This window comes from Actinomadura violacea, assembly GCF_017573465.1.
Classification (GTDB): Bacteria; Actinomycetota; Actinomycetes; order Streptosporangiales; family Streptosporangiaceae; genus Spirillospora; species Spirillospora violacea.
This window is the reverse complement of the sequence record NZ_JAGEPF010000008.1, coordinates 225,163-243,814: the sequence shown is the minus strand read 5'-3', so window position 1 is coordinate 243,814 and position 18,652 is coordinate 225,163. Positions and strand designations below refer to the sequence as shown.

The following is an 18,652-nucleotide window of genomic DNA, read 5'->3' as shown; positions in this document are numbered from 1 at the left end:
CTTCCGTGCACGAAGATCAAGACGGCCGTCCGGCCGCCGGCACCGAGGCCCTCGACCTGGCGACCGCGCCGCTGCGACCGCTGCCCGACGACCCGGCGGCCCTCGACGACCGGGAACCGGAGCCGGCCCCCGCCGCCGTCGCCGAACCGGCCGCCGAACCCGCCGCCGAGGAGCCCGAACCCGGGATCTGCGAGCACTGCGCACGGCCCCTGCCGGCCGGCGCGGCCCGGTTCTGCAGCGACGCGCACCGCTCCGCGCACGCGCGCGAGGCCGAGCGGCGCGACGCCGCCGGCACCGTCGCCCTGCGCACCTTCGGCGACGACGTCGACCGGCTCGGCGACATGGTCGTCGACCTGGTCAAGGCCGCCGCCGCGCTCGGCGAGCGGCTGGACGGGGAGGTCCGCGGCGCGATCGACGGCGGCCAGGAGGCCCTCGCCGAGGCGCGCGCCGAGCGCGCCGCCGCCGCCGAGGCCGACGTCCGCACCCGCGAGGCCGAGGCCCGCGCCGAGGCCGCCCGCGCGGAGGCCGCCGCCGCGCTGGAGGAGCTGCGCAAGGGCATGGCCGCCGCGAAGGCCACCGTCGCCGCCGCGCAGGAGAGCGAGGCCGGCGCCTGGAAGGAGGCCGGCGCCGCCCAGCAGGCCCGCGCCACCGCCGCCAACGAGGCCGCGCAGGCCGACGGGCTCCGCAAGCACGCCGAGGCGGCCTGGCGGACCGAGCACCAGGCCCGTACCGACGCCGAGAACGAGCGCGACGCCCTCGCCGGCCGCCTCGCCGGCGAGCAGACCGCGCTCGCCACCGCGCACGCCGAGCTGAAGGAGGCCCGCGCCGAGCTCGACGAGGCGCGCTCCCGGCTCGACGCCGCCGCCGAGACCGAGCGCCGGCTGCGCGCCGAGCTGACCGCCGCGCAGGCCGAGTCCGCCCGGCTCGCCGCCGAGCGCGAGTCCGCCGTCGCCCGCGCCGACGAGCAGGCCGCCCGCGCCGACCGCGCGGAGAAGCTCGCCGACGAGACCGCCGCCCGCGCCGAGGGCGCCGACGCCCGGATCGAGCGCGCCGAGCAGCGTGCCGAGACCGCCGCCGAACGTGCCGACCGGGACGCCGCGACCGTCCGCTCCCTGCAGGACACCCTGCGCGCGGCCCTCGACCTCCCGGCCGTCGAGGAGATCGGCGAGGCCCAGGGCGTCCGGGTCGGCGACACCGGCGCGGTCATCGCCAAGCCCGGCGGGCTGATCGGCGTCGAGCAGGTCCCGGACGTCCTCGACAGCGAGCTCGCCGCCCGGTTCGCCCGCGCCGTGCTGGCCGTCCGCGTCCACCAGGCCACCCAGCGCGCCGTCCTGGACACCCCCGCCGACTGACCCCGGCCGCTCGGGGACATCGCGGGAAACCGACATCACCCATGTCGGTGTCGGAAACCCGCCAGCCCTCCGTCCGCTCCACCTATTTGCTGTGACGCGTCCTTGCCGCTCCGAACCAGGACGGAACCGATGCGCACGGCCACCTCTCCGGCCACAGGCCGGCTCGCCCCACCCTCGTCCAACCGGCCCGCGGTGCTCGCCGTCGCGGCCGGCATCTTCGCGATCGTCACCACCGAGATCCTGCCGATCGGGCTGCTGACCTCCATCGGCGCCGGCTTCACCATCTCCGACGGCACGGCCGGGCTGACGATGGCGCTGCCCGGCTACGTCGCCGCCGTCGCGGCGCCCGCCGTCACCGTCGCGACCGCGGGCGTCGACCGGCGCCGGATGCTGTGCGCCTTCATGGTCCTGCTGCTGGCCGCGAACCTCCTCGCCGCCGCGGCACCGGCGTACTGGGCGGTGCTGGTCTCCCGCGTCCTCGTCGGCATCGTCATCGGCGGCTTCTGGTCGGCCGGCGCGGGACTGGCCGGCCGGCTCGTCCCCGCCCGGTCCGCGCGCCGGGCCACCGCGGTCGTGTTCGCCGCCGTTCCACTGGGATCGGTCGTCGGCGTGCCGCTCGGAACGCTGATCGGCGACCTCGCCGGATGGCGGGCCGGGTTCCTCATGTCGGGCGCGCTGTCGGCGGCGGTGCTGGTCGCGCTCGCCCTGCTGCTGCCGCCGCTGCCCGCCGAGCGGGCCGCGCGCCTCGGCGTCCTGCGCGGCATGCTCCACCGCACCGGCACCCGCTCCGCGCTCCTGCTGACCTTCCTGATCATCCTCGCGCACTTCGGCGCCTACACCTATGTGACGCCGTTCCTCGAACGCGTGACGGAGGTGCCGTCGGCGCGGGTCACGGTCTTCCTGCTCGTCTACGGCGCCGCCGGGGTCGCGGGCACCTTCCTCGCGGGGTCGGCCGCGGCCCGCCGCCCGTACGCCGCGTTCGGGACCGCAGGTGCCCTGATCGCCGTCGCCGTCCTCGCGCTGCCGTTCCTCGGACGGACGGAACCGGGCGCGCTCGCGCTGCTCGTCGTCTGGGGGATCGGGTACGGGGCCGTCCCGGTCTGCTCGCAGGCGTGCTTCGCCGGGGCGGCGCCGGAGAGCCCGGAGGCCGCATCGGTGCTGTTCACCGCGTCGTTCCAGGCGACGCTGTCGAGCGGTGCGCTGGTCGGGGGAGCCGTCCTCGACCGGACGTCCCCGCCGGCCCTCATGCTGCTCGGCGGCGCGACCGCGGCGGCGATGGTCGCCGTCACGGCCCTGCTCGGCCGCGTCCGGAAAAGCGGGGAAGATTTCCCCGCTTAGGGTTGCAGGGGGCCCGGGCGGCGTGCCACGCTCAAGTGGAGATTGATTCCCCGCTTAGGTGGCATCGAAGGAGTCGTGATGGCCTCCGCCGAACTCCCGCCGCGGCTGGCACGGATGAGCCGCGGCCCGCTCCGGCTGCTCGGCTGGGGCGTCCCGATGGGCCCCCTGGTCCTGCTGCGCACCCGCGGTAAGCGCAGCGGCCTGCCCCGCACGGCCCCGGTCGCCCTGCTCCGATTCGAAGGACGGCAGTGGCTCGTCTCGCCGTTCGGCGACACCCACTGGGTCCACAACGCCCGCGCGGACGGCCGGGCCGGGCTCGGCCGGGGACGGCGGCTCCGGCCGGTGCGCCTCACCGAGATCGACGACGACCGCAAGGCCCGCGTCCTGCACGCCTACCGGCGCAAGTTCCGGATCGTCCCGTTCGTCCGGGACGCGTTCCGCACCGGCGGGCCCCGGCCGGTCTTCCTCGTCGAACCGGACGGCTGATCAGCCGCCGTCCCGCCCCGCCGCGCCGAGATACGCCAGCACGGCCCGGACCCGCCGGTTCGTGTCGTCGTCGGCGGCCAGCCCGAGCTTGGCGAAGATCGTCGTCGTATACTTGCTGATCGCGCCCTCGCTGAGGAACAGCCGGCCCGCGATCGCCGCGTTCGACAGCCCCTCGGCCATCAGCGCCAGCACCGACCGCTCCCGCTCGCTGAGCGCCGCGAGCGGATCGGCCCGCAGCGGCCGGCCGAGCAGCTTCGCGACCACCGTCGGGTCCAGCGCCGTCCCGCCCGCGGCGACCCGGTCGAGCGCGTCCATGAACTGGTCGGCGTCCATGACCCGGTCCTTCAGCTGGTAGCCGACGCCGCCCCGCCCGTCGGCGAGCAGCTCGCGCGCGTAGAGCTGTTCCACGTGCTGCGAGAGGATCAGCACCGGGAGCCCCGGCACCTCCCGGCGCGCGGCGAGCGCCGCCTGCAGCCCCTCGTCGGAGAAACCCGGCGGCAGCCGGACGTCCACGATCGCCGCGTCCGGACGCTCGCCGAGCAGCGCCGCCAGCACCGCCGGCCCGCTGTCGACCGCCGCCACCACCGAATGCCCGTACGCCTGGACGAGCCGGACGAGCCCGTCGCGCAGCAGGAAGAGGTCCTCGGCTATGACAAGTCGCATGGCACCGCCACGGTGACGCGGGTCGGGCCGCCGGCCGGGCTGTCGATCTCCAGCCGTCCGCCGAACGCCGCCGCCCGTCTCTTGATCCCGTCCAACCCCGACCCTTCCCTGGCGGCGGCCCCGCCGCGCCCGTCGTCGGTCACGCTCGCGGTGAGCGTCCGGTCCGAGTATCCGAGGTCGATCGTCGCGCGGGTCGCGCGGGCGTGCTTGCCGACGTTCGCCAGCAGCTCCGCGACCGCGAAGTAGACCGCCGCCTCCACCGGGCGCTCAGGCCGCGCCGGCACCGCGCTGTGCACGCTCACCTCGACGGGGGCGTCCAGCGCGAGGGCCCGGACGGCGTCGACGAGGCCCCGCTCGGTCAGCACCGGCGGGTTGATGCCCCGCACCAGCGAGCGCAGCTCGTCCAGCGCCGCGAACGACGAGGCGCGCGCCGCGGCGAGGATCTCCTTCGCGGCGGCCGGGTCCGCCTCGACGAGCCGCTCGGCGGCCTGCATCGACATGCCCATGGCGACCAGCCGCGCCTGCGTCCCGTCGTGCAGGCCCCGCTCGATCCGCTCCAGCTCCGCCGCCTGCGTCTGCGTCATGTCCGCGCGGACCGCCTCCAGCTCGGCGATGCGGCGGCCGAGCCGCGAGCGCGGGATCGGCCCGAGGAACCGGGCCGCCACCGGCCCGAACACCCGCCACGCGAACGGCGCGGCCACCAGCCCCGCCGCGACCAGCGCGGCGCCGGACCCCGGGTGCCCCGCCGCGACCAGGGCCGCGCCGCCCGCGAGGCCGAGCAGCGGCAGCGCCGCGACCGGCATGACCGTCAGGCCCGCGACCAGCACCCACACCCCGTCCCAGTGCAGTTGCGGATCGTGGAACCGGGCGTGCATCCCGGCCCGCCGGCGCGCCTCCCGCTCCGACTTGTGGTACTCGTGGCCGTCCCACCAGTACCTGGTCGACATCCGCGTGACCTGCGGAACCGTCCGGTACTCCACCTCGAACCGCAGGCCGAGCCAGCGCCCCGCGACCCGCCGCGCGGCCCGGGCGAGCGTCCGGCTCGTCAGCGGATGGACGATCCACATCGCCGCCGCCACCCACACGACCGCCAGCAGCGCCTCCCCGGCGTCCGCGAGCAGCCGCAGGACGAGCGGCGCCGACGACCCGTCGGAGAACGACGACACCACCCGCGCCCCGCCCAGCCCGACACCGACCCCGACCGCCACCTGCAGGAACGTCAGCCCCACCAGGACCGCCGACCGGTACAGCCCGCGCACGGCCTCGAACGGCCACAGCAGCGGGCCACCGTCCGCGAACCGACCCATCCCCGCGCCCCTCTCCGCCGCGACGACCCTATCCGCGCCGCTCACCGGCCCTCCCCGCCGGCCGCCGCCCGGGCCCGGCGAACGTCCCGCGCGGCGCCCCCGCACATCACGACGCCGACCACCGCCAGGATCACCCCGTGCACGAGCAGGCCGTCCACCAGCGCCGACGCGGCGATGACCGCCAGCCCGGCGGCCACCAGAACGGCACCCGTGATCATCCGCGCACGGACCCCGAGACGGCGCAGCAGCAGAAAGATCATCACTATTCTCCGATCCCCGGCCGCGTCCGTCGCGCCCGGCACCGGAGAAGCTACGGTCGGCCGCCCGCCTCCCGATATCCCGCTGAACCCCGCACCGGGTGGGCCTAGCCCCACTACTCGCCGTCGTAGACGAGCAGGCCGTCCGGTCGCAGGCGCGCCCCGGACGTCGGCGGATGCTCGGTGAGACGTCCGTCGTGCGCCAGATGCAGGACCGGACGGTCGCGCGCCAGGACGGCGAAGTCGGCGATCAGCCGCCGATGGCAGCGCCACCACACCGACTCGCTGCACATCACCGCGGTGCCGGCCCGATCGGCCGCCGGCAGCAGCTCGTCCATCGCGGCCAAGAACTCCGGATCGCGGGTGTACCCCGCATAGCCGCGGAACGAGTCGTTCCGCCAGAACGTGTCGGGCGAATCCGGCGCGGCCTTCCGGAACCCCCCGAGCCGCTTCTCCCAGCGGTAGCCGATCCCCTCCGCCGGCAGCCACTCGGACAGCGCGTCCCGCTGCACGTCCGGGTTCCGGCGGCTGCCGGGTGCGGTCCGCACGTCCACCACCGACCGCACCCCGGCTTCGCGCAGCAGAGGCGCCAACTGCTCCCGCCCCGCCGTCCCATGCCCGAACGTCAGCAACGGCCGCTTCTCGTCCACACTCCAGCATGAGCACACCCGGCGAACCGCCGAGCCGCGGGGCCCCGTTCAGGCGGGGCTCATCCTTCCCGGACGCTGGCGGTGGCGCGGTGGTGGTGGGGCGTGACCACCTCGTCGACCAGCGCGATGGCGAAATCCTGGTAGGAGATCTGGCTGGCGGGGTCCCCGTGATCGGCGAACTCGTACCGTCCGGACCGCGCTCCGTCATGGTCGAAGTCGCCCGCAGGCGCCACGTAAGCCCAGTCGAGGTCGCAGGCCCGAAGCTCCTCCAAGCCCGCCGCGTGGCCGAGGTAGAAGGAGCGGTACTCGTTGGGGTAGCCCGGCTCGTCCATCAAGGGCGCACCGGACGCCCCGGGCAGGACCGAAGCGAGCCCGACCACCACCAAGCGGCGCACGCCCGCCTTCGCCAGGCCGGCGGCCAGCGCGCGGGACGAGGCGGTGAAGAACTCGTGCGGCGGCACGGTCAGGTCCGCGGCGGCGCTGATCGCGGCGTCGTGCCCGGCGGCCGCCTGTCCGATGCCGGCCTCGTCGGTGACGTCGCCCGCCACCACCCGCGCGCCCGCAAGGTCGCCGTGACGTGCGGGATCGCGCACCACGGCGGTGACCTGGTGCCCGCGCCGGCGCGCCTCCGCGACGGCCTGCCGTCCCGCGCGCCCGCCCGCGCCGAAGACCACGATGTTCATGACGAACCGCCTCTCACCAGGGCCGGCGCCCGTGCGCCCGGCCGGTCCGGCGACGTTAACGAGGGCCGCGGTTACCTCCGGGATACCGGTTATCGTGAGGCCATGAGGGAACCGCTGCCCGCCGACATGTTCGACGAGCTGTGCCCGTCCTCGCTGAACCCGATCCGGTTCGGCGACAAATGGGCGGGCCTCGTCATCCGCTGCCTCGAAGGCGGGCCGCGCCGTTTCTCCGAACTGCGCGTGCCGCTGAGCCGCGTCACTCCGAAGGTCCTCACTCGGTCGCTGCGCTCCCTCGAAAGGGACGGCCTGATCAAGCGCACCGTCTACGCCGAGGCCACCCCGCACGTGGAATACGAGCTGACCCCGACGGGCCGCAGCATGCTCGAACCCATGGCGATCGCCTGCACCTGGGCCGAGCAGCACTGGGACGAGATGCTCGACGCCCGCGAGTCCTACGACAACGCCGCGTCCCTCGACCAGGCCGGATGACGTCAGTACGACAACGGCGCAGAGGCGGACAAACGCGCGGTCAGAATGTTCCTCAGTCGGTGGTCCTGGAAAGCCGTCAGCCGCGGCATGGCAAAGAGCGCGACTTTCGCGCCCGACCCTTTCTTCTTCAACTCCCGCCACGAGTGGCCAGGACAGGGCCGAGCGACATAGAGGTCCACCGTGCCATGGGTAGGCCGCGCAGGACCGATCTCGACCGGAACCACGAATCTCGCATTGAAGCCCAGCGGCACGGACGGGTTCTGCCCGCCGACGACGATCCCGTGGTCAAGAATCAGCAGCCGGAACGGCCGGGTGTCACTGGGGGCGGTGATGCGGGCGGCCATGGCGGAGGTGATCGTGTAGTCGACCACCGGTGCCCCATCGCGGCCTGCCCGAACGGCCGCGAGCCGCAGCGTCAGGGGCCCTTGCGAAGACGGGGAGAGCGCAGGCCGTTCCCCGCACCTGTAGACATGCGAGATCGGATCCGGACTCGGAGCGGTGGAGTGTGCCCGCTCCCCGCAGACACCAAGGCACAGAGCCGCCCCGAAGACGGCTAAGAAGAAACCGAACGCACCCTTGGCCGGGGAAGCCGAAAGGCGGCGCAGCATAGGGCTCCTCGGTGGCGGGATCAGTGCGGGGTGGGCGGGGTGAGGGCGCGGAGGGCGTGGGTGATGAGGGAGCCGAGGTAGGCGGGGCCGGGCATGCCGAGGTGAAGTGCCATCCGGTGGTAGATCGGGCCGTACAGCAGGTCGAGTGCGACGTCGAGGTCGGCGTCCGGGTGCAGCCGGCCGGCGTCCTGGGCTCGGCGGAGCCGTTGCTTGAACGCGTCGATGCCCGGCTGGATGAGGCGTTCGCGCAGGTCGCGGGCGAGGTCGGGGTCGTTCAGCGCCTCGGAGATCACTCCGGTGCCCGCCGAGTCGCGGGTGAGGATATCGACGATCTCGGTGAGCATGGTGTGCAGGTCGGCGGCCAGGTCGCCGGTGTCGGGCGGGGCGGTGGCGATGGTCGCGGTCTCGCCGAGGAGCTCCAGGACGACCGCGCCCTTGGACGGCCACCACCGGTAGATGGTCTTCTTGCTCACCCCCGCGCGGGCGGCGATCGCCTCGATGGTCAGCCGCCCGTACCCGACCTGGCTGCACAGCTCCCCGGTGGCGGCGAGGATCGCCTGCCGGCTGCTCTCGCTGCGGCGCGCTGGGTTCGGTGGCTTGGCCATGCCTCCAGCCTAAGGGGAAACGGCACGTGTCGTGTTGACATGGGGCGGCATCTCCGCCATTCTCCTGACGACACGACACGTGTCGTTTATCCATCGATGGAGGCCGCGCGGGTGATGGCGGTCCCCGTCCGGCCGGTGTTCGCCCCTGGAGGTTTCGTGCCCGTCGGATATCTGATCCCGGTGCTGCTGGTCGCCACCGGCACGCTGTTCGCGCTGCGGCCGGTGCCGTGGGAACGCCCGCTCGGCCGCCCGAGCTACTTCTTCGGCCTGGCCGCCAACGAACTGCCGTTCGCCGCCTTCTTCTGGCTGCTGCTGATCCCGACGGCGCTGGCGTTCGCCGAAGGCGACATCGACTCGGTGGGCGCGTGGGCGATCGTCGCCTTGGCCGCTGCGACCCTCCCAGGGCTCGAGGTCATCGCCCATCGCGGGATCGGGGACCGGGCGAGGATCGAGCGCGCCATGGACGAAGGGCTCGGTGTGGGATGGCGCACCACCCTGGACGCCGAGCTGGCCGGCGGGCTGCGGCGCCGGCCGCCGCTCGCCCGGATCCTGTTCCTGCCCATCCTCAAGCGCCGTCTGGACGTCCGGCGCGTGGCCGACCTCGCCTACGGCGACGCGGGCCGCCGCAACCTGCTCGACGTCTACCACCACCGCTCGCGCCCGCACGGCGCGCCCGTCATGATCCACGTGCACGGCGGCCACTACGACTCGGGCCATAAGAACAGCCAGTCGCTGCCGCTGCTCTACCGGCTCGCAAGCCAGGGCTGGGTGTGCATCAGCGCCAACTACCGGCTGCGGCCCGAGTTCCAGCATCCGGACCACCTGATCGACCTCAAGAAGGTCATCGCCTGGGCGCGGGAGCACGCCCACGAGTACGGCGCCGATCCGGCGACGCTGTTCGTCGCGGGCAGTTCGGCGGGCGGGCACATGGCGGGGCTGGCCGCGCTCACCCAGAACGACCCCGCGTTCCAGCCGGGCTTCGAGGACGCCGACACCTCCGTGACCGGCGCCATCTACATGAACGGCTGGTACGGCCCCTATTTCGGCCAGGGCCCCGAGTCGTCGCCGCTGGCCCACATCACGGCGGACGCGCCGCCCTTCTTCCTCGCGCACGGCGACAAGGACACGCTGGTGCCCGTGGAGGACCCCCGGCAGTTCGCCGACCGGCTACGCCAGACCTCGACCGCCCCCGTCGTCTACGCCGAGCTGAAGGGCGCGCACCACGCCTTCGACCTCTATCACTCTTTCCGCTTCGATGCGGTCGTCGACGCGATCGAGGCGTTCACCGCCTGGGTGAGATCCCGCGAGAGGACGTCGAGGCCCTGAATCCGCCCGTGCGAGGAGCGGGCCGGAACGTTGGAATCCATGTTGGTGAACGGTGAGGGGTGGTCGCTGTGCGTGTGATTCAGGCGCTGCGGTTCGGGGGCCCGGAGGTGCTGGTGCCCGGTGAGGCGCCGGATCCGGTGGCCGAGGCGGGACAGGTCGTGGCCGAGGTGGCGGTCGCGGGCATGACGTTCGTCGAGACGCAGATCCGGCGTGGCGTCGACAAGTGGCATGCCAGGCCGTCGCTGCCGTACGTGCCGGGTGCTCTGGTGGCCGGTCGTGTGAGCTCGGTCGGGCCGCGGGTGGATCCGGCGTGGCTCGGGCGCCGGGTCATCGCCGGTACCGGGGAGAGCGGCGGGTTCGCCGAGCGTGCCGTGGCCGAGGTCCAGGACCTGTTTCCGGTGCCGGACGGGCTGGGCCTGCCGGAGGCCGTCGCCCTGCACAGCGACGGCAGCACCGCGCACGGCCTGACGGAGAAGGCCGGCATCGGCCCCGGTGACCGGGTGCTGGTCGAGGCTGCGGCCGGTGGCGTCGGCAGCCTGCTGGTGCAGCTCGCCCGTTCGGCGGGCGCTCGGGTCGTCGGCGCCGCCCGCGGAGCGCGCAAGCTCGACCTTATCCGGGAACTGGGCGCCGACGCCGCGGTCGACTACTCCGAGCCGGCCTGGACCGAGCGGGTGCTCGAAGCGACCGATGGCGCGGGACCGGACGTGGTGTTCGACGGTGTCGGCGGACGGATCGGGCGGGCCGCCTTCGGGGTGACGGCCCGCGGCGGCCGGTTCTCGGTGCACGGAGCCTCCAGCGGCGAGGTCACGCAAATCGACCCCGCGGAAGCCCGGTCCAAGGGGGTGGAGGTGATCGGTATCGAGCAGCTCTTCGACTTCGGGCCGAACGTGGTCCGGTGGGCGGAGCAGATGATGTCCGAGGCCGCGGCCGGCCTGGTCCGGCCGGTCATCGGACAGACCTTCCCGTTGGAACGCGCCGCCGACGCGCACGCCGCGATCGAGAATCGCACCGCCCTGGGGAAGACCCTCCTGCTCATCTAGTGGCTCGTCACGCAACCTTGGTGGGGTAACTGGTCCATGATCGAGCCCGGGCCGAACAGGGTTGGCGTTGCCTCGGGCCGATCTCGACCGCCGAGAGGTATCGGCAGGGGCGTACCAAGAACGAGGCCGCTGGACCGACAAGACCCAGGTCACGGCCGTGTCAGCTCTGTGCAAGGGTGGTGATTCGAGAGCAATATGTGGCGCGCAAGCTACATGAACGCGAACGCGGGGGTGGAGAAATGGCCGTGGTCGTGGACACCGAGATGTCGGTGCTGCTGCGGTACTTGCAGGCGCAGCGCAAGCACGTGCTGGGCGTGCTGGAGGGCCTCGACGATCAAGCGCTGCGGCGGGCGGTGCTGCCCTCTGGTTGGAGCTGCCTGGGGATGGTGCAGCACCTCACGCTGGCAGCGGAACGCATGTGGTTCCGTGCCGTCGTGGCTGGAGATTCGGAGGCCATCGACCAGGTCAGCAGCATGGCCAGTTCGTGGCAGGTGGACCCCGAGGTGCCGGCCACCGAGATCCTCGACCGGTACCGCCATGAGGCGTCCCTGTCGGATGCCGTGATCGCCGCCTCATCTACGGACGCGGACCTGCTCTGGTGGCCTTTCCCGGAGGGCGAGTGGCGTCTGCATAACGTTCGGGAGGTCCTGCTCCACGTGATCACCGATACCGCGTGTCACGCCGGCCAGCTTGATGCGGTGCGCGAACTCATCGATGGGCGACAGTGGCTGGTGAACACCTAGGAGCTCGTAGCGAGGCCTTGCTGGGGGTAACTGGTCCATGATCGGATCGGGGAGCCGGCGGCGAAGCTGATCTTAGGCTTGGCGTTGTGGTCGTGCCGGCGGATGTAGGCGGCGATCGCGGTGTTCTGCTGATCGTGGCTGCGGTGGTCGGTGCCGTTGAGCGTGAAGTAGCGCAGCGCGGCAAGTTCGGACTCGATCCAGTTCAGCCACGACCCGTAGGTCGGGAGAAAGACCAGGTCGACGTCGTTGGCGGCGGCCCATTCCCGGACTTGGGCTCGCTTGTGCGGCGAGTGGTTGTCCACGATGACGTGCAGGTGCTCGCCGGGCCGGCGGCGGCGCAGGCTCTTGAGGAAGGACAGGAACTCCTGCCAGCGTTTCCGGCGGCGGATGCGGTAGTAGAGCTTGCCCGCGGCCAGGCCGAGGGCGCCAAGCAGGTGGCGGACGCCATCGTTGCGGTGTAGGTCGCCCGCAACCTGCGGGGGCTGCGGGTGGGCCGCCAGGCTTTGCCGGTGCGCGGCTGGAGGTTGAGCGGCCCGATCTCGTCCACGCAGATCACCCGGCCGCCCTGGGGCGGACGATCGTAGAGGGTCAGGACGGCTCGCATCTTGGCGATGAAGTCCGGATCATTGCTGCTCTTCCAGGTGGTCGTGGTCTGCCAGGAAACGCGGCCGGCCTTCAGGATCCGTCCCAGATGGGTCGGGAACAGCGAGGTGACCAGGCCGATCTTCTTCAGGTGGGCGGCCAGTTTCGCCAGGCTCCAGGTTGAGAATCCGGTGACGCCCCACTCGGCCGGGATCGTCCGGGCGATCAAGCAGATGCGTTCCCGCACCCACTCACCGATCCTCCTCGGACGGCCCCGCTCCATTTTGGGTCGAGCGCGTCGGCCCCCCGGCTCGTTGAAGGCGTGCACGACGTCCCGCACATAGTCGTCGCTGACCCGCATCAACGTCTTGATCGACAACGCGCTCTGGCCTTGCGCGGACATCAGGACCACGATCGCCCGCCGCAGCTTCACCGGGTCCTTCGCCCGCCGGGTGATCTGATGGAGCTTGCGGCCCTCCTCCATCGACAACGGCCACACGAACACCTCCGGTTTCCGCGCGCCACACCCACCTCCCAGACTCGACCTGGGACAAGGCTGACGCGCCACCCACCAGAGATCAATTACCCCAGCAAGGTTCCGTCATGAGCCACTAGCCCCCTTTCGTTGAGTGTCGGCGTGTCGCCCTCAAAACAGCCCCCATAAGGACGACACGCCGACACTCAACGAGAGAGACACGGGCGGAATACGGTCTGATCACAAGGTGTGCGGGTATTCGGCGGCACGGCTATGACCTTGCCGTGAAGACTCCCGGTGATGTTCCGCATGCTCTCCGCAATCGCCCATTTCGCTCCGCAGACGCCCGTCGGGTCGGCCTAACGGACAAGCAACTACGATCAGCGCAGTATCGACATGTCATGTATGACGTCTATGTAGCGGCGGACGTGGACGACTCTGTCCATATCCGTTGTGATGCCGCCGCGCTGCTGCTCCCGTCGACCGCGCTGTTCTGCGGAGTGACGGCCGCCCACCTGTACGGCGTGCCGGTGCCGGACCGAGACGAGCGGATTCACGCCGCCGTACCCGCGGGGACGCCCACCGTCGCCCGGATCGAGAAACTGAAAGTGCACAGGTACGCCATCCCGGCCGGCCACCGGACCGTCCTGCACGGACGCCGCGTCGTCGGCCCCGAGCGGCTGTTCCTCGAACTGGCGGCGGCCGTGCCCCGCATCGACCTGATCGTCGCGGGCGACCACATGCTGCGGCACCGGATCTGCGCAAGAGAGCAGCTCAACCGGTTCCTGCGCGACTGCCACCGGCGCCGGGGAGTGCGCAAGGCCAGGCTCGCCATGCCGCACCTGGAACCGCGCAGCGACTCGCCGCCCGAGACGCGGCTGCGGATGCTCATCGTGGACGCGAACCTCCCGCGGCCCGTCGCCAACCAGGACGTCTTCAACGACTGGGGCGTCTGGCTGGCGCGGCCCGACCTCTCCTACCCCGCACGGAAGATCGCGATCGAGTACGAGGGCGTCCACCACCAGCGGGACCACGTCCAGTACAGCCATGACATCGAACGCGACGGCCGCCTGATCGACCACGGCTGGCTCGTCATCCGCGTCGACAAGGAGGGCCTCTTCCGCGCCCCCCGCATCGTCGTCAACCGCGTCCGCAAGGCCCTCGCCGAGCACCGCCCCACCTGACCCCTCGTTGAGTGTCGGCGTGTCGCCCTTAAAACCCGCTCCTTAAGGGCGACATGCCGACACTCAACGCACCGGTCCTCGTCCCGCGTCCGTCAGTTGGACGGTTGGTCACGCTTCAGATCGGTGAGGAGGGCGGCGAAGGCCGAGCGGGGGAGCCGGAGGTGGCCCGCCTCCGGGTTCTTGCTGTCACGGATGCCGATGCCGTGGGAAAGGCGAGCCAATTCGACGCACTGGCCCCCGGTCTCGTCGCTGTAGCTGGACTTTCGCCAAGTGGTCATCTCATCAGTCCCAGCATGTGCTCGATCAGCGTTCGGGATTGGTCTTCGGGAAGCGCACGTGCTCCGATCCCGTCGTAGCCTACGCTCAGCTCACGAACTTCGACGGGGCGCTCGACGACCCTCCCCATGCGCCCGGATTCCAGATAAGCGACCTCGCTGTCACTCGTGGCCATGAGGCTGAGTGAGCCGCTGACACCCGGCCAGCCGGCCGAGACGGGGAACACTCTCAGACTCACGTGCTCGAGCCGTGCGACCTCAAGTAGATGTTCGAGCTGCCCTCGCATCACTCGTGAGTCGCCCACCTGCCACCACAGCACCGGCTGTGCCAGGATCACCCAGAGCTTGGGCGGCTTCGCTTCATAGAGGCGTTCTTGGCGTCCGAGTCGTTCCGCGACTGCGGCGTCGATATCGTCCACCACTCCGCCCCGCCGGAAGAGCGCCCTTGCGTAGCCCTCGCTTTGCAGGAGCCCGAAGACGACGTCCGACGTGTAGTTCTTGATCGACGTGGCCGTGCGCTCGTATTCGAGAAAGGAGCCGGCCCGGGGGCGGTCCTGGCCGTTCTTGGCGTGCTCGGCGAGGGACGTCAGCAGGTCGGCGGTGTCCCATGCCTCGTCGAGTGGTGCGAGGTTCGCCTGATTCGGGCGGCGGCGGCCCGCTTCCCAGTTTGAAACATGCGAGCGACTGGCCCTGGCGACGTCGCCTACCTGCTGGCACGTCCAACCGTGGGTCGTGCGGAGATTTCGCAGTTGGACTGCGACGAGGTCCCAGAGCGAGGAGCGCGGGTCGAGCGCGTCGTGGCTTTCCATCGGTCCCTCCCTGTAGATCCTTTGTTTTCGATGGTGCTGAAAGTGTGGTCAGGGTAATCAGCGAGCCGCACTCTTGTCCTGGAAAACCCGGGAAGGAAGGGGGAGGTCGTGGGGATTAAAGCCGCTAATTCGGGCGACTTGGACGTGGTTTGCCTGGCGGCGTCCACGGTGCCGGGTATGGTGCGGGCGCTGATCGAGTTTCGGCTCGCCGAATGGGGTCTGCCGGCCCTGGTGGGGGACGTTCATCTCATTGCCGGGGAACTGGTCGCGAATGCGATACAAAGCACGCCGGACCGGGAGATCCGGATCAGGTTCGTGCGGGAGGCGCGGGCCGTCGTGCTCCGGGTGTGGGACGCCTCGGACGCCCTGCCGGTCGCCAAGCCGGTGGTGGAACTGGCACCGGACGACATCGTCCCCGACGCGTGCGCGCTGGACGCGGGGCACGACGACGGGACGGGCGGATGGGGCCTGCCGATCGTCCAGGCCCTCGCGAGCCGGTGCGGTGTGGAGCGGACGAGCCCCGGCAAGTGGGTCTGGGCGGAGGTCGCCTTCTGATGCCCGGCCGGGTTCTCCCGAAGTGGCGGACGTACCGGCGCAGGGAATGCGCCGTCCGATATCTGGATCACTTGTCCGTCGCCGTGCGAATGGACGGCTGGCGGTGCGTGAAGTTCTACCGGGACGACCGCTTTCCTTTTGCGGAGCCGCTGTTGTGGATTTATGCGAGCGGCGTCGCCGAGGACGTGGGCGTCGTCGTGGGCGTGCGCGCCGTGCCCGGAACCGGGTGGGCCTATTGCGAGGCGCTGCGAGGTCGGAGCCGTTTCCTGTTCCCGTGCGGGGACGTCAATGCGGCGGCCGAAAGGGTCGGCCGGCTGCTCAGGCACCGCATGTTCCCGGCGACGTGGTGAGACGGTGCGCCCGTGCCCCGGCCTCGGGAGCACGGGCGCGGGGTCAGTTGTCCGGGACGGGTTCGGGGTCGCCCTTCTGCGGGGTGACGACGAGGCCGACCGAGTTCGAGCTGCGCATCCAGGCGCCGGTGATGCGGCGGTCGCCGGAAGGACGCCAGGTCGCGGGCGCGTCCCAGCCGCCGCCCGAGCCGTCGGGCTTGAACTCGCCGAGGAAGAACGCGCAGGTCAGGCCGCGGCGGTCGAGGTCTGCGAGGGCCTGGCGGACGGTGCGGCCGGTGAGGTCCAGGCTCTTCGGGTGGTCGCCGGGCCTCGGCCCGGTGTCCTGGTAGAGCTCGCCGGGGCGGGCGATGCGGCCGAGGACGATGTCGGCGCCCTCCAGATGGAACATCGTGCCGCCGAGCCGGACGCGGAGCGGGCAGGCGCCCCGGTCCGCCGGGCATGTCAGGTCGGTGTCGGACGTGCCGGTCACGCCGCCCGGCGGCAGGTCGCCGCTCGCGGCGTGCAGGGGGCCGACGCGGACGACCCGGCGCTCCTCGCCGGGCGACACCGGCACGATCCGCAGCCGGACGTCCAGGCCGAACCTCGCGAACGCCTCGCGGAACTCGCGCTGGTCGGCGTAGGCGTCCTTGACCTCGACCTCGTACTCGCCGTCGCCCGTCACGTCGATCCGCACGGCGGCGTTGGCGTAGCTGCGCAGCGGGCCGGAGTCGCGGGCGGGAAGGGCGGTGAGCGCCGCGGTGGCGGCGACGGCCACGGCGGCGGCGACCGCGAAGCGCAGGCGCAGGCGCAGGCGCAGGTGCGGGCGGAAGCGGCGGCGCGGGGCCGGGGCGGGCTCCGTGGTGATGGCCGTCAGGAGGGTGCGGGACGCCGCGTCCGATGGTGCGACGGCGTCGGCGCGGACGGGGTTCAGGGACGCCACGAGGTCGTCGACCGGGTTCGTCATGCCAGCTCGCTCCTGCTCAGGACGGGCCTGCCCGGCTCGCGTCGGTCGACTCCGGCGGCGCGCAGGGCGCGGGCGAAGCGCTTGCGGGCGCGGTGCAGGCGGATGCTCACGGCGTTGCGGGAGCAGCCGAGCACCGCGGCGATCTCCGGGACGGACAGCCCCTCCCACGCGACGAGCGTGAGGAGTTCGCGGTCGCGGGCCGGGAGGCCGTGGAACACCTCGGCGACGGGGGAGTCGTCGTGGACGGGCGCGGACAGTTCGGCGCGCAGCGCCGCCGTCTTGTGCTCGTGGCGCCGGACGCCGCGCCGGTGGTTGGCGAGGACGCGGCGCGCCACCCCGAACAGCCACAGCCGGGCCTCGTCGCCGGACGGGACGTCGGCGGCGCGCCGCCAGGCGATCGTGAAGGTCTCGGCGACGACGTCGGCGGCGTCCTCGGGGGTGTCGCAGCGGCGCAGCGCGTAGCCGAGCAGTGCTCTGTGGGTCGCGGCGTACACGTCCGCGAACTCCTTCTCATCCATGTGCGGGGGTCCTCCGCATGCGGCCTCCTCTGGGGCGGTCACCTGCACATGTCATGGGACCCCCGCGATCTTTCACCCGGCGAAGGATTCGATGTGCGACCACACCTGCGCCGGCTGCTCCTCCTGGGCGAAGTGGCCGGTGTCCTTGATGGTCGCGGTGGTGAGGTCGCGGACGCCGGCGTCGCGGAAGCCTTGCGCGTAGGCGTCGATGTCGCCGCCCTCGCCGTCGCCGCGCAGGTAGAGGAGCGGGGTCGGGGTGGGGTCGGTGTGGGCGGCGTTGTCCTTCGCGTCCTGGGTGAACGCGCGGTAGAGGTCGAAGCCGGCGGTGAGCGCGGCGCCGCCGTAGGCGGCGGCGTGGGCGGCGCGTGATTCGGGGGTGATGCGTGACGGGTCGGCGGACAGCACGTCGTAGAAGTAGTCGAAGTACTCGCGCTCGCGGCCCCGGACGAGCGTTTCAGGCAGTGCCGGGACGGCGTGCAGGCCGAAGTGCCAGATGTAGGGGTTGCGCAGGACGTCGTTCCACGGGGCCACGCCGGGGATCACCGTGTTCATGATGACGGCGCGGGCGACGGCGTACCGGCGGAGGTACGCGTAGGCGATCATGCCTCCGGCGTCGTGGCCGACGAGGGTGAGGTCGGCCAGGCCGAGCTCGTCCACAAGGCTGTGGACGAGCTCGGCGAGGGCGGTTTTGGAGCCGCCGGTGGCGGGCCCGGTGGACTCGCCGATGCCGGGGAGGTCGATCGCGATGAAGCGGGCGCCGGCGGGCGCGGCGGCCATGACGCCCGTCCACGTCCGCCATGACTCGGGCCAGCCGTGCAGGAACAGGAACGGCCGCCCGTGCGGGTCGCCGGACTCGGCGACGTAAAGCACGTGGCCGTCGATGGGGACGCGGGCCTCACGAATTGACATGTTCCATGTCTATCACAAAGCACATGAAGCATGTCTAGAATGCGGTTGTGAACGCCTACGAGCGGGGGACGGGATTCCTGCTGGCCCGGCTGGGGTCGCTGACGGCGCGGTCGTGGACGGCGTTCCTCGCCGCGCACGACCTGACGCAGGGGCAGTACGCGGTCCTGGTGACGCTCGACGAGCACGGCCCGCAGGGGCAGCGGCGGCTCGCGGGGCTCGTCGCCGTGGACGCCCGCAACATCGTCGCCGTGCTCGACTCCCTGGCGAAGCGGGGCCTCGTCGAGCGGCGTCCGGACGAGACGGACCGGCGCCGCCGCACCGTCGCACTCACCGGACGGGGGAGCGCGCTCGTCAAGGCGGTCGCGGACGCGGCGGCCGAGGAGCAGGACGGGTTCCTGAGCGCCCTCGACCCGGCGGAACGCGCCCGGCTGAACGCTCTGCTGAAGCGGCTCTACGAGTCGCACGTCGGCGGCACGGCATGACGACGGCCGCCCCGGACGAGCCG

24 protein-coding genes are annotated in these 18,652 nt (G+C 72.1%); 11 read left to right on the top strand and 13 right to left on the bottom strand.

Annotated features, from left to right (window positions below; genetic code table 11):
• Window positions 1-5 precede the first annotated feature (5 nt).
• From J4709_RS14310 to J4709_RS14300, 3 genes are all read left to right on the top strand, one after another.
• Entirely contained in the window at window positions 6-1,352 is a 1,347-nt protein-coding gene (locus J4709_RS14310; protein WP_208240961.1) for a hypothetical protein, read from the top strand.
• Window positions 1,353-1,481: 129 nt separating this feature from the next.
• Complete coding sequence (locus tag J4709_RS14305) at window positions 1,482-2,690, top strand: MFS transporter (RefSeq protein WP_208240960.1); 1,209 nt, start codon at window positions 1,482-1,484, stop codon at window positions 2,688-2,690.
• 78 nt (window positions 2,691-2,768) lie between these two features.
• Window positions 2,769-3,176, top strand: coding sequence for a nitroreductase family deazaflavin-dependent oxidoreductase (locus J4709_RS14300; RefSeq protein ID WP_208240959.1), 408 nt, complete (start codon window positions 2,769-2,771; stop codon window positions 3,174-3,176).
• On the opposite strand, the gene J4709_RS14295 is transcribed toward J4709_RS14300, so the two are convergent.
• The 5 genes from J4709_RS14295 to J4709_RS14275 all read right to left on the bottom strand — a co-directional run bounded on the left by J4709_RS14295 (window position 3,177) and on the right by J4709_RS14275 (window position 6,736).
• On the bottom strand, window positions 3,177-3,839 hold the full coding sequence (locus J4709_RS14295; protein WP_208240958.1) for a response regulator transcription factor: 663 nt from the start codon (window positions 3,837-3,839) through the stop codon (window positions 3,177-3,179). It lies immediately after the preceding gene.
• Window positions 3,824-5,191 carry a sensor histidine kinase gene (locus tag J4709_RS14290; protein ID WP_307801231.1) on the bottom strand — a complete coding sequence of 456 codons (1,368 nt, stop codon included), beginning with the start codon at window positions 5,189-5,191 and terminating at the stop codon, window positions 3,824-3,826. Before J4709_RS14290 ends, J4709_RS14295 begins: the two co-directional genes overlap by 16 nt.
• Complete coding sequence (locus J4709_RS14285) at window positions 5,188-5,406, bottom strand: hypothetical protein (protein WP_208240957.1); 219 nt, start codon at window positions 5,404-5,406, stop codon at window positions 5,188-5,190. The genes J4709_RS14290 and J4709_RS14285 overlap by 4 nt, the downstream gene beginning before the upstream one ends.
• Before the next feature lie 113 nt (window positions 5,407-5,519).
• Complete coding sequence (locus J4709_RS14280) at window positions 5,520-6,053, bottom strand: DUF488 domain-containing protein (protein WP_208240956.1); 534 nt, start codon at window positions 6,051-6,053, stop codon at window positions 5,520-5,522.
• Window positions 6,054-6,112: 59 nt separating this feature from the next.
• Window positions 6,113-6,736 carry an NAD(P)-dependent oxidoreductase gene (locus tag J4709_RS14275; protein ID WP_208240955.1) on the bottom strand — a complete coding sequence of 208 codons (624 nt, stop codon included), beginning with the start codon at window positions 6,734-6,736 and terminating at the stop codon, window positions 6,113-6,115.
• Window positions 6,737-6,838: 102 nt separating this feature from the next.
• Here J4709_RS14275 and J4709_RS14270 point away from each other — a divergent pair, with 102 nt between their 5' ends.
• Window positions 6,839-7,225, top strand: coding sequence for a winged helix-turn-helix transcriptional regulator (locus J4709_RS14270; RefSeq protein WP_208240954.1), 387 nt, complete (start codon window positions 6,839-6,841; stop codon window positions 7,223-7,225).
• Window positions 7,226-7,227: 2 nt separating this feature from the next.
• On the opposite strand, the gene J4709_RS14265 is transcribed toward J4709_RS14270, so the two are convergent.
• Window positions 7,228-7,596, bottom strand: a complete 369-nt coding sequence (locus tag J4709_RS14265) for a hypothetical protein (RefSeq protein WP_208240953.1) — start codon at window positions 7,594-7,596, stop codon at window positions 7,228-7,230.
• 257 nt (window positions 7,597-7,853) lie between these two features.
• Entirely contained in the window at window positions 7,854-8,438 is a 585-nt protein-coding gene (locus tag J4709_RS14260) for a TetR/AcrR family transcriptional regulator (protein WP_208240952.1), read from the bottom strand.
• A gap of 96 nt (window positions 8,439-8,534) precedes the next feature.
• Here J4709_RS14260 and J4709_RS14255 point away from each other — a divergent pair, with 96 nt between their 5' ends.
• The 3 genes from J4709_RS14255 to J4709_RS14245 all read left to right on the top strand — a co-directional run bounded on the left by J4709_RS14255 (window position 8,535) and on the right by J4709_RS14245 (window position 11,547).
• Window positions 8,535-9,764: an alpha/beta hydrolase gene (locus tag J4709_RS14255; protein ID WP_232383454.1), complete on the top strand. Its 1,230-nt coding sequence runs from the start codon at window positions 8,535-8,537 to the stop codon at window positions 9,762-9,764.
• A gap of 68 nt (window positions 9,765-9,832) precedes the next feature.
• Window positions 9,833-10,804, top strand: a complete 972-nt coding sequence (locus J4709_RS14250) for a zinc-binding dehydrogenase (RefSeq protein ID WP_208240951.1) — start codon at window positions 9,833-9,835, stop codon at window positions 10,802-10,804.
• A gap of 239 nt (window positions 10,805-11,043) precedes the next feature.
• Window positions 11,044-11,547 (top strand): DinB family protein, encoded by a 504-nt coding sequence (locus tag J4709_RS14245; RefSeq protein WP_208240950.1) that lies wholly within the window; start codon window positions 11,044-11,046, stop codon window positions 11,545-11,547.
• Here the strand turns inward: J4709_RS14245 and J4709_RS56145 are convergent.
• Entirely contained in the window at window positions 11,544-11,936 is a 393-nt protein-coding gene (locus J4709_RS56145) for a transposase (RefSeq protein WP_372442078.1), read from the bottom strand. The two genes, J4709_RS14245 and J4709_RS56145, sit on opposite strands and share 4 nt — an antisense overlap.
• Window positions 11,937-13,005: 1,069 nt before the next feature.
• Here J4709_RS56145 and J4709_RS14235 point away from each other — a divergent pair.
• On the top strand, window positions 13,006-13,788 hold the full coding sequence (locus J4709_RS14235) for a type IV toxin-antitoxin system AbiEi family antitoxin (RefSeq protein WP_208240949.1): 783 nt from the start codon (window positions 13,006-13,008) through the stop codon (window positions 13,786-13,788).
• A 92-nt stretch (window positions 13,789-13,880) separates the two neighbouring features.
• Here J4709_RS14235 and J4709_RS14230 read toward each other — a convergent pair whose 3' ends face one another.
• Together J4709_RS14230 and J4709_RS14225 are read right to left on the bottom strand one after the other, a co-directional pair.
• A complete protein-coding gene (locus tag J4709_RS14230; protein WP_208240948.1) occupies window positions 13,881-14,066 on the bottom strand; it encodes a DUF397 domain-containing protein in 186 nt (61 codons plus the stop codon).
• Window positions 14,063-14,872: a helix-turn-helix domain-containing protein gene (locus J4709_RS14225; protein ID WP_208240947.1), complete on the bottom strand. Its 810-nt coding sequence runs from the start codon at window positions 14,870-14,872 to the stop codon at window positions 14,063-14,065. Before J4709_RS14225 ends, J4709_RS14230 begins: the two co-directional genes overlap by 4 nt.
• Window positions 14,873-15,049: 177 nt before the next feature.
• Here J4709_RS14225 and J4709_RS14220 point away from each other — a divergent pair, with 177 nt between their 5' ends.
• Both J4709_RS14220 and J4709_RS14215 read left to right on the top strand, forming a co-directional pair.
• Window positions 15,050-15,427: an ATP-binding protein gene (locus tag J4709_RS14220; RefSeq protein ID WP_208240946.1), complete on the top strand. Its 378-nt coding sequence runs from the start codon at window positions 15,050-15,052 to the stop codon at window positions 15,425-15,427.
• Window positions 15,428-15,534: 107 nt separating this feature from the next.
• Window positions 15,535-15,777 carry a hypothetical protein gene (locus J4709_RS14215; RefSeq protein ID WP_208240945.1) on the top strand — a complete coding sequence of 81 codons (243 nt, stop codon included), beginning with the start codon at window positions 15,535-15,537 and terminating at the stop codon, window positions 15,775-15,777.
• A 43-nt stretch (window positions 15,778-15,820) separates the two neighbouring features.
• Here the strand turns inward: J4709_RS14215 and J4709_RS14210 are convergent, their stop codons facing one another.
• The 3 genes from J4709_RS14210 to J4709_RS14200 all read right to left on the bottom strand — a co-directional run bounded on the left by J4709_RS14210 (window position 15,821) and on the right by J4709_RS14200 (window position 18,147).
• The gene (locus J4709_RS14210) at window positions 15,821-16,720 is read right to left on the bottom strand and encodes a hypothetical protein (RefSeq protein WP_208240944.1); all 900 of its coding nucleotides are present in this window, start codon (window positions 16,718-16,720) and stop codon (window positions 15,821-15,823) included.
• Window positions 16,717-17,238 carry an RNA polymerase sigma factor gene (locus J4709_RS14205; protein ID WP_208240943.1) on the bottom strand — a complete coding sequence of 174 codons (522 nt, stop codon included), beginning with the start codon at window positions 17,236-17,238 and terminating at the stop codon, window positions 16,717-16,719. The genes J4709_RS14210 and J4709_RS14205 overlap by 4 nt, the downstream gene beginning before the upstream one ends.
• 72 nt (window positions 17,239-17,310) lie before the next feature.
• Window positions 17,311-18,147, bottom strand: coding sequence for an alpha/beta fold hydrolase (locus J4709_RS14200; RefSeq protein WP_208240942.1), 837 nt, complete (start codon window positions 18,145-18,147; stop codon window positions 17,311-17,313).
• A gap of 47 nt (window positions 18,148-18,194) precedes the next feature.
• Here J4709_RS14200 and J4709_RS14195 point away from each other — a divergent pair, with 47 nt between their 5' ends.
• On the top strand, window positions 18,195-18,629 hold the full coding sequence (locus J4709_RS14195; protein WP_208240941.1) for a MarR family winged helix-turn-helix transcriptional regulator: 435 nt from the start codon (window positions 18,195-18,197) through the stop codon (window positions 18,627-18,629).
• Window positions 18,630-18,652: the final 23 nt, after the last annotated feature.